The organism is Candidatus Abawacabacteria bacterium (assembly GCA_016207805.1).
Taxonomy (GTDB): Bacteria; Patescibacteriota; Gracilibacteria; order RBG-16-42-10; family RBG-16-42-10; genus JACQZO01.
On the sequence record JACQZO010000020.1, the window covers coordinates 45,218 to 61,447 of the forward strand.

Genomic DNA, 16,230 nt, shown 5'->3' on the forward strand with positions numbered 1-16,230 from the left:
AATCTCGATTGTGCTCGTTACTAGAAAAAAGTAGACTCAATTCAGAAATCTTCCTCTATGCAAAAAAAATTCCTGATCGGTTTTGCCTTGGTATTTTCTGTAGGAGTCTTCGCACCTGGTTACCTGGTGTACTATATGAAGACAAATCCAGCATCAATCCCCACTCTCATACCATATTTCATTTTTGGTTTCCCCATATTGATATTTGTCTTAGTAATTGGCTTCAATATTTGGTTCCGTAAAGGCATGAGTCCCAGTAATAAGCAAAATAGCTACCTGCTACAAAACGGGGAAAAAGCCTCAGCAAAAATTCTCACCGTCGAGGATACCGGTATTACTCTTGATCGCCTTTACCTGGTCATTCGAATCACTATGCAAGTAATGCCTACTGGTCGAAACCCTTTCTCTAGTATCTTAGAAATACCAGTGTCTCGAGTCCAAATCCCAAGGCCTGGAGATATGGTGCAAGTACTATTTGATCCTCAAAATCCTCAGAGCATTATGCTTACTCAATAGCTAACTATTTTTATGGAAAAAACTTGCATCAAATGTAAGCAAATATTTCCTATTAGTGAAGCTGACTTAGCTATGTATGCGAAGTTGTCTCCCCAGGTAGGCAGTAAAGTTCTGGCTATACCCACTCCCACCTTGTGTAGACTATGTCGCTTACAAAGGCGCTTAGCCTACCGAAATGAACGCAACTTCTATCCCCGAAAATGCAGCGCCACTGGAGAGGATATTATTGCTATCTACAATGAAACAGCAAAATTCCCTGTCTACAATCAGAAAACATGGTGGGGAGATAGCTGGGATCCTAAAGCTTTTGGTCGTGACTTTGATTTCAGCCGTCCCCTTTTCGATCAATTAGCGGAACAACGCGATCAAGTCCCTCGTTTGGCATTACTATCATATACGTCAGAAAACTCCACCTATACCAATCATTCTGGAGACAATAAAAACTGCTATCTTTCTACTATTGTTTGGGAGTGTGAAGATGTTTATTTCGGTAGAAAGGTATTCAACTCACGACTAGTTTTTGACTCCACCTTTATCATCCACAATGGCCAAATTCTCTATCAGTGTTGCTGGGGAGAAAACCTCTACAATTGCCAGTTCACAAATTTTTGTAATAATTCTTCAAATTTAAAGTTTTGTCATAACTGCAAAAGTAGCAAGGATTGTTTTATGAGTAGTAATCTCCGAAATAAACAATATGTCTTTGTTAATGAACAATTGTCAAAAGAAGCCTACGAAACCAAGTTAGCGACCATAGACTTGGGTAGTAGAAAAGTATTGGACAAATATCAAGCTGAATTTACTAAGTTGTGTGAAACCACAATCAAACAGGCGCAACATATTGATAAATGTGAAAATGCCACTGGTGATTATTTATTGGAGTGCAAAGATATGCACATGTGTTTCTGTGGTTATCGGGCTGAAAGTTGTCGCTATTGCATTGAATATGATGGTGCCGGAGGAATGAAAATGGTTAGGGATTGTATGGATGCCTATGGCTTTGGCGAAAGTGAATTATTATATGAAGTACAAGGCCAATCGAATGGTTATAACAACAAGTTTTGTTCACTCTCTTTCAACGTAGCGGACTCGCTCTACTTAGACATGTGCTTTGGAGTAAAAAATTGCTTTGGCTGTGTGGGACTCCACAATAAAGAACAGTACTGCATTTTAAACAAACAGTATTCTAAAGAGGAGTATGAACAACTAGTACCTAAAATTGTTGATCAATTAATTGCGAATGGCGAATGGGGTGAATTCTTTCCTGCTCGTATTTCCCCATTTGGTTACAATGAAAGTGATGCAAAAAACTTCTTTCCCTTGACTAAGGAAAAAGCTCGTGAACAAGGCTTCCACTGGAGTGATTATGTTACTCCTACTCCAAGTATCAAAACTATTTCAGCGAGTGAGTTACCTGATAATATCAAGGATACAGATACAAGCATTCTCAACGTCGCTATTGAATGCTCAGTGAGCAAAAAACCATTCCGTATTCTTAAACAAGAGTTAGATTTCTATCAACAAAATAATATTGCTCTACCTCAGAAACATCCCGAAGTACGTTATACCGAACGCATTGCCGCCATTAATTTACCGTATCTCTACGATGGCCAATGTTCTAGCTGTCAAAAAGCATTAGCAACGAGTTATTCGCCAGAGAAACAAAACAATCTTTACTGCCAAGTTTGTTACGAAAAGATGCTGTACTAATTGAATTCTATGAATAAACAGTGTGTCAAATGTAGCAACACATTCATGATCACTGAAATTGAAAAGGAAATCCTTCACAAGCTCTCACCGCAAATAGGCGGCAAAGTATATTCTTTGCCATTACCGACATTTTGCCCAGCTTGTAGATTGCAGAGACGATTTGTTTATCGCAATGAACGCCATTTTTATTCTCGGCTTTGTAGTTTTACTAAAGAACCGATTATTTCTATTTATAATGAAACAGTACCCTTCCCCGTCTACAATCAAGACATTTGGTGGAGTGACAGCTGGGATCCCAAAAGTTACAGCAGAGATTTTGATTACAGTCGTTCCTTTTTTGATCAGTGGCAAGAATTACGTGGTGTAGTTCCGAGAATAGCATTATTATCTAAAAATTCAGAGAATTCTGCTTATTCCAATCATGCCGGTAACAATAAAGACTGCTATCTTTCGACTATAGTTTTTAACTGTGAAAATGTTTACTTCTCTCGCAAGGTTTTGAGCTCACAGCAAATCTTTGATTCTAGTTTTATTCTCAAAAAAGGCGAAATCTTATACCAATGCTTATGGGGTGAGGCCTTATATCATTGCATCTATTGCCTGTTCTGCACCAATTCTTCGGACCTGCTTTTTTGCTATGATTGCAAAAGCTGCAAAGACTGTTTCATGAGTAGTAATCTGCGCAATAAACAATATGTTTTTTGCAATCAGCAATGCAACAAGGAAGAATATGAAGCCAAGTTAGCATTCATTGATACTGGAAGCTTCAGCAAATTGGAAAGCTGCTTGCAAATGTTTCAGGACCTTTGCCAAAAAGCAATTAGACCAGCATTAAAAATTGAAAAGTCGGAAAATACGACCGGAGATTATTTATCAGAATGCAAAGACGTGCAAAATTGTTATTATGCCTATAAAGGAGAAAGTTGTTTCCACTGTATGGACTTCGATGCCACTATGAGCCATAAAATCAATAAGGATTGTATGGATTGTTATGGTTTTGGCAGCTCAGAATTACTTTATGAAGTCCAAGCTCAAGCCAATGGTTACAATAATAAGTTTTGTTCATTATCCTATGATGTTTCAGACTGTCTTTATGTCGATATGTGTTTCAATATTAAAAACTGTTTCGGCTGTGTCGGCTTACATGCCAAAGAAGAATATTGCGTTTTAAATAAGCAATACACTAAAGAGGAGTATGAAACATTGGTACCAAAAATCATTAACCATATGCGAACAACCAACGAATGGGGAGAGTTTTTCCCCAGCAGTACTTCACCATTTGGCTATAATGAAACCAATGCCCAAGTTTTCTTTCCTTTAGATAAACATAGCGCGCTTAGCCAAGGTTTCTTCTGGAGTGATTATGCAATCCCACCACTGGAAGTAGAAACTATCGCCACTGACCAATTACCAGATCATGTCCGAGATACTCCAGATAGTATTCTCACTAAGGCAATTGAGTGCGAAGTAAGCAAGAAGCCTTTCCGCCTTTTGAAACAAGAACTAGCTTTTTATCGGCAAAATAATATTGCCTTACCCAGAAAACATCCTGACATTCGTTACCAAGAACGGATGAAAAACTTAAATTTACCATTTCTTTATCAAGCACTTTGTCACCAGTGTCAAAAAGAGATTGATACCAGCTACCCACCTTCAGAACAGCATAATATTTATTGTCAGACATGTTACGAAAAAGCTTTGTATTAAATTTTGTCACCAACTATTGAACAGACAAAGGCAAATCTCTACACTAAAAGCAACTATCCATTGTGATGTCGACAATATGTAGCAATTGTCAAAATACGTTTCTTATTAGCGAAAGTGACCAAGCATTTTATCAGAAAATTGCTCCTTTTTTTGCTGGTCAAAGTTATCCAATCCCTCCGCCCACCCTCTGTCCTACTTGTCGTCAGCAAAGACGGCTGGCCACTAGAAATGATGACACGCTTTATAATCGTAACTGTTCAAAGTGTCACAAAAGCATCATTTCTATTTACCCAGAAGTAAAAGAATATCCTGTATATTGCAGCGCTTGTTGGTGGTCAGATCAGTGGGACGCTGGAGATCATTATGAAGAATACAATTTTAGTAAAAGCTTTTTCCCCCAATTCGAATCATTAAGAGCAAAAGTTCCACGCTTAGGGTTGATCAATAGAAATGCCGAAAATAGTGAATATACTCATTACACTTCTCATAATAAAAACTGTTATCTCATTTTTAATGCTGATGATAATCAAGATTGCTATTACTCTCACTCATTAGATGCTTGTCGCGATTGTATAGACATGTATTGGTCAGGAAGATCAGAACTATGCTATGAGGGAATCTCAGTTGGAGCCAGTTACAATAGCCAGTTTTGTACTCATGTAGAAAATATGAGTGACTGCTATTTTTGTTATGACTGCAAAGATTGTCATCATTGTTTTGGCTGCTTCAGCTTAGATCACAAAGAATATCATATTTATAATCAGCCTTATTCAAAGGAAGAATATGAAGAAGGAATACAAACTATTAGAAAACAGAAAAAAAGTCACACAGGCCTGATGGCTCTCAAAAAAGAGGTGGCACAGTTTTTTCTTACCTTACCCCATCAATACGCCACTATTACTAATTGTGAAAATTGCACCGGAAATTATTTAGTTAGTTGTAATAACTGTATCAACTGTTTCAATCTCACTCGGGCTCAAGATTGTAAATATATTTATGATGGCAGCAACATCAAAGATGCTTATGATGGCAACTTTTGCGGTCTTCAGAACTCACAGCTGATGTACGAGGTACAAGACTGTTGGTTTGGTTATCAAATGTTTTTTTCTACTACCTGCTGGAATTGCAATAATATGTATTATTGTGATCATTGTTTTTATTCTAACAATTGTTTTGGTTGTATTGGTTTACGAAGAAAGGAATATTGTATTTTGAATAAACAATATACGAAGGAGGAATACGAAAAGCTGGTACCACAAATTATTAAGCAGATGAGTGGTGGTAGCAAGAATGAAGATACAGAGGAGCTAAGACGCAGACAAACACAAAGACCAAGACAAGAGGAGGCACTAGAAGGAAGACAAGAATGGGAATGGGGGGAGTTTTTTCCTATGTCTTTGGCACTGTTTGCATACCATGAGACTATGGCACAACAGTATTTCCCTCAACCGGGAAATGCAGCCCAAGTAGCCATATCAACTACAGATTCTCTACCTGATACTATTGATGCTATTGGCGATGGGATTCTACAAAGTACCCTTCATTGCTCACAATGCCAAAAAGGCTATCGCATAGTCCCACAAGAACTTGCCTTCTATCGCCAAAGAGAATTACCAATACCGAGGAAATGTTTCATGTGCCGCCAGTCTGATCGTGTAACTTTATGTTTAGAACGAAAATTGTATGAACGTCACTGTCATAAATGTAACAGAGAACTTTTATCCCCTTACCAGGTTGATCGCCCTGAAACTATATTCTGCAATCAGTGTTACTTAGATTATCATCATTAGCCCAATTCTGAATTCAGCATTCAGAATTCAGAATTAACTTCATATTTCCCACCACCTATGACTACCTGCAAACAATGTTCTCTACAATTCGAAGTCACGCCCCAAGACTTAAGTTTCTATGCCAAAGTTTCACCAGTTTTCGCTGGCAAAAAGTATCAAGTTCTAGCCCCCACTCTTTGTCCTGATTGTAGACAACAAAGACGCTTGGCATTTCGTAATGAGAGAAAACTCTACAACCGTATTTGTAATATTTGCAAACAGCCTTTCATTTCTATTTATTCTCCAGACAAAGTCACTGATTCCGGCAAAGCTCTATCAGTATATTGCACCAAATGTTGGTGGAGTGATCAATGGGATCCAATGACTTATGGACAAGAATACGATTTTTCTCAGACATTCTTTAGTCAATGGAAAAAGTTATGGCAAACGATGCCTAGATTAGGTCTGTTGGTGTGGGGAGATGGCATTAATAGTGACTACACTCATGATGTAATCAAATGCGTGAACAGTTATTTAATTTTTGATGGAGAACAAGCCCAGGAATGTTTTTATGGGGAAACATTTCATACCATTAAGGATTGCGTAGATTTCCTCAAGTTGCGCAGCTGCGAACTTGGTTATGAGATTATCGATTGTATTAACTGTTACAATATTCAGCACAGTCGTTTTTCCGAAAACTGTAGTGATTCCTATTTCTTATTAGATTGTATTGGTTGCAAAAATTGCTTTGGTTGTGTCAATTTAAGACAAAAAGAATATTACATATTTAACCAACCTTTTAGCAAAGAAGAGTATCAAAAATTTATTACCAACGCTCAATTAGGAAACTACCAAAATCGTGAAGCATGGAGAATGCAAGCAGAAACTTTTTTTGCCAGCCAACCAAAGAAAGCGTATCGGGGAAGAATGAATGAAAATAGTACCGGCAATAGCATTAACAACTGTCAAAACGCCTTCGATTCATTTGATTCTAATGGTCTCCGTGATAGTCGTTTTTGCACCAATATTATGTTGAGTGCGACTGATTGTTATGATGTAGACACGTGGGGAGAGAGTACTTCATTGATTTATAATTCTGCCATGGTTGGTCTAGGTAGTCAGCAAATGATTGGCGGTTATTATACTTGCTTTGATAGTCATGATATTTACCATTCCGCTTTTTGTTGGCAAGGATGCAATAATTTATTTGGTTGTGTCGGTCTAAAACATAAAGAATTTTGCATTTTAAACAAACAATACTCTAAAGAACAGTACCTTGAGCTAGTGCCCAAGATTATCGAAAATATGCAGAGCAATGGTGAATGGGCAGAATTTTTCCCTCCAATGCTTTCCGCCTTTGGTTACAATGAAACCGTAGCTAACGAATACTATCCTCTTTCCCGGGAAGAAGCACTAAAAAAAGGCTTTTTGTGGAGTGATTATGAAGCACCAAAGCCTGCAGTAAAAAAGACTCTTAAAGCTGCAGAGTTGCCAATAGATATACAGTCGGTGAGTGATGAGATCTTAGATTATGCCATTGTTTGTGAAGTCAGTGGTAAGTTATTTCGTATTATCAAAGCAGAGTTAAACTTTTACCGACAACATAATATCCCATTGCCACATCGTCACCCAGACCAAAGACATAGTGACAGAATGCAACTTCGCCCACCACGAAAGCTATGGTCCAGAAAGTGTATGCAATGTCAGATGGCAGTATCGAGTCCTTATGGTACAGATAGACCGGAGAGAATTTTATGTGAAAATTGCTATTCAGATGAATTATAGAGGCTAAAATCTAGAATCTAAATTAATGAGAAAGCTCAGAATTAAGAGTTTTTCTATCTTAGCTCTAAGCTCTCAGCTCTTAGCTTTAAATAACTGGTATTTCTATCAAAATATCTGCCGTCCTACTGCCCACAGTAATAAGAAAACGCTGTCGGCCATTGGTAGTTTTTCCTTTATCAACTATTTCAACTTGTTCTCGACCATTATGGGTATGAAAGTCGGCAATAGCTAAGCGCATGCGCCTTGCTAAACGACTTACCACAGCTTGATATTGAGCTTCATTTAATTGTTTGTAAGGATAAAGCAAACTTACTAGCCTTTTTCCTTCAGGTGTTAATAGTTGATTTAATATTCCTCTTAGCACACCAGCATGATGACCCAATGTCTCAGATTCAGCAGCACTGACATTACCCCTAATGCGATTAAAGTTATCCTTATAAGGTGTCATATTTGCAGCAGCACTATTTGGTGATTGCCTAGCAATAGTTGCCGCAGTAACTGGTACTTCTGCTGGCACTTCAGACACCGGAGTCTTAGCCTTAGCAAATACTCCTAGTAAACCGACTAACAGTTTAGCACGTAGTGAACTAGAGAAATAACGCCTCTTCCGACGAGCCACGACTTTTTCTATCATCTTTTTATAGTCTTCAAATTCTTGAGCTTTCTTTTTTTGTTTATAACGCATTCTGATAGTAAATAGCCAATTCTTAAAGCGGCATGCTGCTTTTTTACCAACAGAACGCCAACTACACCATTCCTCTAAGTTGCATGCTTGCTGAAAAATATTATTTACTCTAAATACCATTTCTTCTGCTTGCGCCGGAGATAAAGGATGGGTATTGCCTCGCATCTTTTGATGATACTGATGGAACCAGGTTTGTAAGGCAGCTTTTAAGTCTACAATCATTTGTGGCTTGATTTGGCGATAATCAATACATTGAACAAGTGCATTGTATGGTCGCTGAAGAATAGCAGGTACTGTAGTAGCAGAGATAATTGATAAAAGTTTATGCAACTGAGCAAGCAGAATAGTTTTTGCCGTTAAGATATTTTCGATAATATTTACACTTTTATCCGCTAGCCTGGGAGCATTAAATTGATTTTCAATCTTTTGCCAATCCCCACTAGTAGCTAATAGCATTGGCGCAATAGCTTGAGGAGCTTCAATGGGAGCAATTAGCTGAGGAGCTTCTAAATCAGGTTCAAGCATGGGCCCAGTAGGAACATCCAATACTACTGCCCGTTCTTCGGTCAAAGGAGCAAGAGTTGGCTGTATTGCATCTGGACCCGATTTTGCGTCTGCTCCAGATTCAGTCACTTCTGTTAAAGCTTGCTGTATTTTATCCCTTACAGGAGCTCTAGGAGCACGCAGTTTAGGCTGCTCACGATTCCGCAAATCAACATCTATTCCATCCATAAACCTATTTCAACCTTTAGTGTTTGTTAGCCTGTAAAAACTATATCTTTATATCATACCAATGAGCTTAAACCTGAGTCAACCTCAGCCAAAGCCATAAGATGGTTCATTTTGCAAAAAAAAACTAAATATTTAAATATCAGCTTAGTCTTTTCACATAAGTTTCTAATTCTGACTTCCATCTATACACACAAGACAAAAATTGCTTAACTAATTCTGAAAAATTGATGTCATAAGGTATATGCAAAAAAGAATATGCGCTATTACTGGCAAAGAGTTTGTAATTTCTGATCAAGAAGAAGCCTTTTGTCAGGAACACATGATCCCTTTACCTACTATTAGTCATGTCGAAAGATTGCGTCGTACTTGTGCCATGTTGAGCAGCGTCCATCTCTATCCTAGTACTTGCGCACTTACTAAAAAACCGATACTCCCTTTCATTCCTCCCCACAAAGAGCTCGTGGTATATGACATTGATGCCTGGATGAGTGATGCCTGGGATCCATTAAGCTTCGGCCTGGACTATGATTTCTCGCGACCATTTTTTGCCCAAATGGCTGAATTGCTTAAGAAAGCCCCATTACCCAGCTTGGAATGTATTCGTTCCACCATGGAAAATAGTGATTATACTAATGGGGTACTGAATGTTAAAAATTGCTATCTATCCTTCGGTGTCTTGAATGGCGAAGATGTGCTTTTTTCAAGAACCGTATTAACAGCCAAAGATATCATCGATTCTACTTATGTCACTGATAGTGAGATCTGTTTAGGCTGTATTCATGTGAAAAATTGCTACAATCTCAAATACTCAGAAATCTGTGACAATTGCTCTGATTCAGCATTTCTGTTCGACTGCAAGAATTGTAAAAATTGCTATGGTTGTAGCAATTTAGTTAATAAAGAATATTGCTTCGATAATCAACAATTAACAGAAGCAGAATTTAAAACAAAAAGGGCTCAAATAGATTTAGGTAGCTATCAAACTGTTGAATCAGAAAAGAAAAAGTTTGGCGAGATGAAGTCTCGGGCCGCGATTAAATTCATGCAAGGTAAAAATAATGAGAATTCTCATGGTGACTTTTTAAATAACACCAAAGATTGTCGTAATTGTATTTTTGCTTCCGATACAGAAAATGCTGAATGGTCAATTCAAATGATCAACCAAACTAGAAATGCTTTTGTCTGTGATGGTTTTGGTCAAAACGGTCAGAATCTCTACTATTCTGCCGCTGTGGGAGAAAATGCTTACAATATTAAATTCTGCTTTGACTGTTATAGCAATGTCCGGGACTTGGAATACTGTATTTTTGTTGGCTTTGGCTGTATGGACTGCTTCGGCTGTATTGGCTTAAAAAAGAAACAATATTGTATTCTTAATAAGCAATATAGCAAAGAAGACTATTTCGCTCTGCTGCAAAAAATCAAAGCTCATATGTTGAGCACAGGAGAATATGGTCAATTCTTCCCTGCCTCAATGTCGCCTATGGATTATAACCGCTCCGAAGGACAAGTATTTTTGCCTTTAGAAAAAGCTGAAGCAGAAAGACTGGGCTACACCTGGAAAGAAGATCTGCCAGAAGACTTCACAGCTACTTACCAAATCCCAGACAATATTGATGATGTCAAAGATGATATTCTCAATGCTGTGCTCAAATGTGAAGCGACTGGCAAAAAGTATAAAATCATTAAACAAGAATTAGCTGCCTATCGAAAGTTCCACGCTCCGATTCCTCATGTTTCCCCTATTGCTCGAGTAGAAAAAATTCAGAGCAGTTTAACAATGGCTGAAGTATTAACAAAACAATGTAGTCAATGTGGCACAGAGATTATGACTGTCTATAATACAGAGAAGTTGCGCGTACTTTGTGAGAAATGTTATCAGAGAGAAGTGCATGGATGAAGGCAGAAGTCAGATGCCTGCCCTGAGTCGAATCGAAGGGGCAGGAGGCAGAAGTTAGGGGGAGGAAACTGCAGATGGCTCAAAGATAAAAGCTTAGAAGTAAGTAAACAAATGTATGCAGGATTTTTTTATCATTGATGATGTCAAAGTGTTTGGGCGAAAAGTAGATGATGTGGCAATCAGAGATATCGATAATATCGTGATTACTCAAGAGAGCTTATTACATGTGGTAAGACACTTCTCACAACTTAGTCAACAAAGCAGAAAAAGTTTATTAGAGAAAAAGCATGATACTGAAAGGCAGATAGAAGTTACGGAAAAAATGATCGATGAATTGCTGCATACTGCTGGCTCCAAATTTCATCCTCAATTACAAGATTTGCATTACGTACTTTCATGCTTACTTAGCTATACTAAAGGACATGTTACTGCTGGCCTTAAGGCTCCTTGGATAGAGTTTTCTTCTTTGCCAGGAGAATACTATACAGAGATTCATTTCACTATTACATCTGAACAAAAAGAAGAGTTAGGACTATCACAAGACGAATTCATAGGTACACTAGGAGCTGTACCAATCAATGAAGAAAATATCGCTTTTGTTCAGCCAGAACAAAGAGGAGCAGGAGATAAAGCTGATGATATTATTGTGAATATAATTAAAGAATTAGATCCACCACTGACTGATACCATTACTATCGGCTTAGCAAAAAACCCTGAAACATTAGTAGTACGACTAACTACTATCTTTACTTCCGATGGCAAGTTTTCGCCGCTATTTCCTAATGCCGAAAAGCAGTCACCAGAGGAGTTTGCCTATAATAAACAATGGTGGGAACAATACGCCTTTTTTAAGAGCTGAGAGCTAAGAGCTAAATGCTAAGAGGTGTTTATGTAAATATTTAGCTTTGGCTTTAGGGACCAAATGAATTATGCTACTAGCAGGCATAATTTCATTGTATGAATCAAAACTGTACTCAATGCCACAACAGTTTCCTCATCAGTGATCATGATAGTGCTTTTTATCAGAAAGTTTCACCGGAAATAAAAGGTAGCAAATACATTGTTCAAAATCCCCAGCTTTGTCCTGATTGTAGACAAAAGCGACGACTTCGCTTTAGAAACGAAAGGCATTTATATGCACGGCATTGTGATTTGTGCCAAAAAGATATCATTGCTCTTTATCCTCAGAGCACTTCTTTTCCCGTTTATTGTCCTAACTGTTGGTGGAGTGATAATTGGGATGCTACTCAATACGGTCTCGCCTTTTCCCCACAATCTGAAGTTTTTTCTCAGATCAAAACATTATTTCATACTGTACCCAGAATATCGCTGATCAATATTGAAAGTGAAAATAGTACCTATGCCCATGATGCTAGTCACAATAAAAATTGCTATTTAGTTTTCTCTGCTGCTCACTGCCAGGATTCGCTCTATCTTACCGACTGTGGTTTTATTAGAAATTCTTTAGACTGTTATTGGTGTCTGGATTGTGAATTGTGCTACGAGGGCATTTCGCTCACTAAATGCTATCAAACTTTCTTTAGTATTCATTGCCATAATTTAAACTTTTCCTATTTTTGTTTTGATTGTCACAATTGCAACTATTGCTTTGGTTGCTTCAATCTGAATAACAAAGAATATTATATTTTTAATCAACCGTATACCAAAGAAGCTTATCTGCAAAAGTTAGCTCAATATCAAAAGCAGCTAAGCACTTGGTCGGGCAATCAACTTCTCTGCAATGAAGTGAAGATCTTTTGGCACAAACAACCACACAAGTATGCTAACACTAATATAATCGACAATTGCACTGGCGATTTCTTAGTGAATTGTAAAAATTGCCAAGATTGTTTTAATGTCGTAAATAGTCAAGATTGCAAATACTTATACGATAATCACACTCTCAAAGATAGCTATGATTGTAATATTTCCGGACAGTCTGATCTCCTCTATAATTGCCAAAGCTGTTGGGGATTTATGAATATTTGCTGTAGTTTTTCAGCTCATTGCAGTAATCTCTATTATTCAGATAGCTGCTTTTATTGCGAAAATTGTTTTGGTTGTGTAGGCCTGAACCACAAAAAGTATTGCATCTTTAATAAGCAATATACGAAAGAAGATTTTGATCGGCTTGCACCACAATTAATTCAGTTACTGGTAGATAAAAATGCTTGGGGTGAGTTTTTCCCAAGCGAGATTGCCCCGATAGAAGAAAGTGATTCCGTACTTCAATATTACTTTCCCCCGACTGATGAAATCCCAATTGATGAGATAGTAGGGCATTCTTCTTTAGAGTCCATTCTCACTCATGAACAAAGCTGTAGAGCCTGTAGTAAAAAGTATCTCATTATTAAGCAAGAAGAAGATTTTTACTATCAGCATCAACTCCCATTTCCGCCACTATGCCCCACCTGTAGACATAAAAGGCGCATGCAGCAAAAAAATCCACGAAAATTGTACAGTAGACACTGCCAGCAATGTCAGCAAGCAGTGTCATCTTCATACCCGGATATTGATCCTAGAGTAATTTATTGTGAACAATGTTATGCCCAAAGTGCTCTATAATTTTACCACTACACTTACTTTAGTGATTCCACGTATTTTTTAAAGTTATCTAATATCGCTTGCCAACCAGTTCGTTGCTGCTCTTCACTATGGGTATTTTCCATTTCAAATGTTTCAACTATTTTTGTTCCATCTCCTTCAGTAGAAAATACTACCTGCACTTTGCGCCCATCATCAATAGTATATTCAATAATTTTATGTTCTTGAACATCAGTATATTGTCCAGTGAAGTCAAAACTAGAAGATAAATCTTTTGCACGCATAGTTGAAGAAAACCGTCCCCCAACTCGTAAGTCATTGTGAGCTTCTGGACATTCCCAATCATCCTGAGCAAAGAGCCATTGGCAAATATGGGCAGGTTCTACCCAACATTGCCAAACCTTTTCTACTGGAGCGTTGATACTAATTTCTACCGTAATACTCTTCGCCATAAATTTTTTAGTTAATTCTAATTACACTTTACTAGCACAATTAAACATCCATTGCACACCATACTTATCAGTACAAGTACCGAAGTAGTCCCCCCAAAACATTTCTTGCAAGGCCATTTCTACTTTACCCCCAGCTGATAAAGCAGCAAACAGTTTATCTGTTTCAGATCGAGTATCGGGTTCCAGATTAATATAGATATTATTGCCAAACTTCACTTGAAAACCCATTGATTCTGGTGCATCAGTACCCATTAACAAATGTCCCCCCAAGATAGGGAGCGCAATATTCATAATCAGATTCTTGTCTTCTTCTGCCATGGGTGGTTGACCTGGTTGCACAGGTACCTCAGAAAACCGGCTTACTTTACCCTGGAATTCTGTACCAAATACACTTTTGTAAAAATTAAAAGCCTCCTCCGTCTGTCGAGTAAAATTGAGGTAAGTACTGACGCTAGCCATAGAAATTTAGTTATGAAATAAACCGGACTTTCCTACAGTACTTTCTCCCTAAAAAGAGTGCAAGAATATTTTAAGACTCTCCACAAACAGGCTTGTTGTAAAAAACTTTCTACAGATTTTCAAAGAGAAAGTAATAGCTTTAGTTAGCGAAGAATGATCAAACAGACCAGGCTAGACGTATCGGTCACTGTTTACAGTTATTCACGACATGCTATACTGCACATAGTTACAAAACAATTTAGCATTTATGGCAAGCAAACAATACGCATGCCAGGACTGCTCTGCTCTTTATTTTGTCTCAGACAAAGAGCAGGCTTTCTTGAACAAGCTGCAAATTCCCAATCCAGTAACTTGTTTCGAATGTGGCCAAAAACAACGTTTGAGCTTTAGAAACAGTAGTTCCTTATACAATCGTAAATGCGATCATTCAGGAGAGGCAATTATTTCTATTTACGCTCCCGACAAACCATATAAAGTCTATAAAAGTGACTATTGGTTTAGTGACAAATGGGATGCAGCTGATTATGGCCAAGAAATTGATTTTTCTCGTCCTTTGTTCCCTCAACTAAAAGAGTTGCAACTTAAAGTGCCCCGGTTAGCATTGTTAAACTTTAATGCAGAAAACAGTGATTACTGTAATTCCACAGTTGGTAATAAAAATTGTTACTTAATTTTTGGTGGAGACCACAATCAGGATTGTCTATTTGGGAATCTCAGTATGCACAATGAAAAAGTAGTAGATAGTGATGTCAGCAATCAGAACAAAGTATGTTACATGATGAGTGACTGTACCAATTGCTATCAGTGCCAATTTGCTTTCGACTGCAAAAGTTGCAGTAATTGTTTTTTCATTAGCGACTGTAGCAATTGCCAAGACTGTATTCTTTGCACCAACCTTCATAACAAACAATTTTGTATTAACAATGAACAATTAAGTAAAGAGGCTTATCAACAAAAAGCAAATGAACTTTTAAATGGCAGCAGAAAGATGCAAAAAGAGCTAATGGAGCAATTTCAATCTTTACGGAGTACACGCACTGTAAAATTCTCTCATATGGTTTCATGTGAAGATTCCAGTGGGGATTATCTGAAAAGTTGTAAGGGATGTCACAATTGCTTCGACTCTTCAGAAAGCGAAGATCTATCGAATGTTATCTTTGCTACTAAAGCTAAAGACACTCATAACTCAAGCATGCTCGGTGATCAAACTGAGCTTAGCTATGATATTATCAGCACTTCAAATTGTTATAATTCTAAATATTCTTTTGGTGTCTTAGATAGCTCCAATGTGGAGTATTCTGATCTGGTTTTGAATTGCCATGACTTATTTGGCTGTGTGTGTTTGAAAGGAAAAGAATATGCAATTTTAAACAAAGTATATTCTAAAACTGACTTCAATATACTACGCAGTAAACTAATAGAGCACATGAAGAAAACTGGTGAATGGGGAAAGTTCTTGCCCAAAGAACTTTCTTGCTTTGGTTATAATGAATCTTGTGCCCAAGAATATTATCCCTTAACAAAAGAAGAGGCTCTAAAGAGCGGCTTTAGTTGGTATGAAAAAGACAATTCTAATAGCTATCAAGGACCTGATGTGATTATTGCCGATAATATCAAAGACATAACAGACAGCATTACCAAAGACATTTTAACTTGCATTACTTGCCATCGAAACTACCGTGTCGTGCCGCAAGAACTGAGTTTTTATCGTGAACAAAACATTCCTGTACCACAAAGTTGTTATGCGTGCCGCTACAAATTTAGACAATCTCTACGCAATCCACGTATTCTCTGGGATCGTACTTGTATGAATTGCGATATAGCACTAAAGACTACCTATGCTCCGGAAAGAAGCGAAAGAATTTTGTGCGAAGCTTGTTATTTAAAAGAAACCTATTAACCAGAGCTGAGAGCGAAGAGCTAAGATAGAAAAATTCTCAGCTCTCAGTATTTAGCTCTTAGCTCTAACAT

Annotated in this window: 12 protein-coding genes; 9 read left to right on the top strand and 3 right to left on the bottom strand. The window is 37.7% G+C overall.

Annotated features, from left to right (window positions below):
* The first annotated feature begins 57 nt into the window (after positions 1 to 57).
* The 5 genes from HY817_04170 to HY817_04190 all read left to right on the top strand — a co-directional run bounded on the left by HY817_04170 (position 58) and on the right by HY817_04190 (position 7,487).
* Positions 58 to 516: a hypothetical protein gene (locus HY817_04170; protein ID MBI4836427.1), complete on the top strand. Its 459-nt coding sequence runs from the start codon at positions 58 to 60 to the stop codon at positions 514 to 516.
* A gap of 12 nt (positions 517 to 528) precedes the next feature.
* Positions 529 to 2,226, top strand: a complete 1,698-nt coding sequence (locus tag HY817_04175; protein MBI4836428.1) for a hypothetical protein — start codon at positions 529 to 531, stop codon at positions 2,224 to 2,226.
* A gap of 9 nt (positions 2,227 to 2,235) precedes the next feature.
* The gene (locus HY817_04180; protein ID MBI4836429.1) at positions 2,236 to 3,933 is read left to right on the top strand and encodes a hypothetical protein; all 1,698 of its coding nucleotides are present in this window, start codon (positions 2,236 to 2,238) and stop codon (positions 3,931 to 3,933) included.
* 65 nt (positions 3,934 to 3,998) lie between these two features.
* Positions 3,999 to 5,723, top strand: a complete 1,725-nt coding sequence (locus HY817_04185) for a zinc-ribbon domain containing protein (protein MBI4836430.1) — start codon at positions 3,999 to 4,001, stop codon at positions 5,721 to 5,723.
* Positions 5,724 to 5,780: 57 nt separating this feature from the next.
* Complete coding sequence (locus HY817_04190) at positions 5,781 to 7,487, top strand: hypothetical protein (GenBank protein ID MBI4836431.1); 1,707 nt, start codon at positions 5,781 to 5,783, stop codon at positions 7,485 to 7,487.
* Between the two features lie 85 nt (positions 7,488 to 7,572).
* Here the strand turns inward: HY817_04190 and HY817_04195 are convergent, their stop codons facing one another.
* Entirely contained in the window at positions 7,573 to 8,904 is a 1,332-nt protein-coding gene (locus HY817_04195; GenBank protein MBI4836432.1) for a hypothetical protein, read from the bottom strand.
* A gap of 241 nt (positions 8,905 to 9,145) precedes the next feature.
* Here HY817_04195 and HY817_04200 point away from each other — a divergent pair, with 241 nt between their 5' ends.
* The 3 genes from HY817_04200 to HY817_04210 all read left to right on the top strand — a co-directional run bounded on the left by HY817_04200 (position 9,146) and on the right by HY817_04210 (position 13,369).
* On the top strand, positions 9,146 to 10,804 hold the full coding sequence (locus HY817_04200) for a hypothetical protein (GenBank protein ID MBI4836433.1): 1,659 nt from the start codon (positions 9,146 to 9,148) through the stop codon (positions 10,802 to 10,804).
* A 115-nt stretch (positions 10,805 to 10,919) separates the two neighbouring features.
* Positions 10,920 to 11,663 carry a hypothetical protein gene (locus tag HY817_04205; protein MBI4836434.1) on the top strand — a complete coding sequence of 248 codons (744 nt, stop codon included), beginning with the start codon at positions 10,920 to 10,922 and terminating at the stop codon, positions 11,661 to 11,663.
* Between the two features lie 98 nt (positions 11,664 to 11,761).
* Positions 11,762 to 13,369 (top strand): zinc-ribbon domain containing protein, encoded by a 1,608-nt coding sequence (locus HY817_04210; GenBank protein MBI4836435.1) that lies wholly within the window; start codon positions 11,762 to 11,764, stop codon positions 13,367 to 13,369.
* A gap of 14 nt (positions 13,370 to 13,383) precedes the next feature.
* Here HY817_04210 and HY817_04215 read toward each other — a convergent pair whose 3' ends face one another.
* Positions 13,384 to 13,800 carry an SRPBCC family protein gene (locus HY817_04215; protein MBI4836436.1) on the bottom strand — a complete coding sequence of 139 codons (417 nt, stop codon included), beginning with the start codon at positions 13,798 to 13,800 and terminating at the stop codon, positions 13,384 to 13,386.
* A 21-nt stretch (positions 13,801 to 13,821) separates the two neighbouring features.
* Positions 13,822 to 14,259, bottom strand: a complete 438-nt coding sequence (locus tag HY817_04220) for a VOC family protein (protein ID MBI4836437.1) — start codon at positions 14,257 to 14,259, stop codon at positions 13,822 to 13,824.
* Positions 14,260 to 14,506: 247 nt separating this feature from the next.
* Here HY817_04220 and HY817_04225 point away from each other — a divergent pair, with 247 nt between their 5' ends.
* Positions 14,507 to 16,159 (top strand): hypothetical protein, encoded by a 1,653-nt coding sequence (locus HY817_04225; protein ID MBI4836438.1) that lies wholly within the window; start codon positions 14,507 to 14,509, stop codon positions 16,157 to 16,159.
* Positions 16,160 to 16,230: the final 71 nt, after the last annotated feature.

Bases quoted from the DNA above. Each gene is read 5' to 3' on its own strand.
- HY817_04170 (MBI4836427.1), top strand. From the start codon at position 58: ATGCAAAAAAAATTCCTGATCGGTTTTGCCTTGGTATTTTCTGTAGGA.
- HY817_04175 (MBI4836428.1), top strand. From the start codon at position 529: ATGGAAAAAACTTGCATCAAATGTAAGCAAATATTTCCTATTAGTGAA.
- HY817_04180 (MBI4836429.1), top strand. From the start codon at position 2,236: ATGAATAAACAGTGTGTCAAATGTAGCAACACATTCATGATCACTGAA.
- HY817_04185 (MBI4836430.1), top strand. From the start codon at position 3,999: ATGTCGACAATATGTAGCAATTGTCAAAATACGTTTCTTATTAGCGAA.
- HY817_04190 (MBI4836431.1), top strand. From the start codon at position 5,781: ATGACTACCTGCAAACAATGTTCTCTACAATTCGAAGTCACGCCCCAA.
- HY817_04195 (MBI4836432.1), bottom strand. From the start codon at position 8,904: ATGGATGGAATAGATGTTGATTTGCGGAATCGTGAGCAGCCTAAACTG.
- HY817_04200 (MBI4836433.1), top strand. From the start codon at position 9,146: ATGCAAAAAAGAATATGCGCTATTACTGGCAAAGAGTTTGTAATTTCT.
- HY817_04205 (MBI4836434.1), top strand. From the start codon at position 10,920: ATGCAGGATTTTTTTATCATTGATGATGTCAAAGTGTTTGGGCGAAAA.
- HY817_04210 (MBI4836435.1), top strand. From the start codon at position 11,762: ATGAATCAAAACTGTACTCAATGCCACAACAGTTTCCTCATCAGTGAT.
- HY817_04215 (MBI4836436.1), bottom strand. From the start codon at position 13,800: ATGGCGAAGAGTATTACGGTAGAAATTAGTATCAACGCTCCAGTAGAA.
- HY817_04220 (MBI4836437.1), bottom strand. From the start codon at position 14,259: ATGGCTAGCGTCAGTACTTACCTCAATTTTACTCGACAGACGGAGGAG.
- HY817_04225 (MBI4836438.1), top strand. From the start codon at position 14,507: ATGGCAAGCAAACAATACGCATGCCAGGACTGCTCTGCTCTTTATTTT.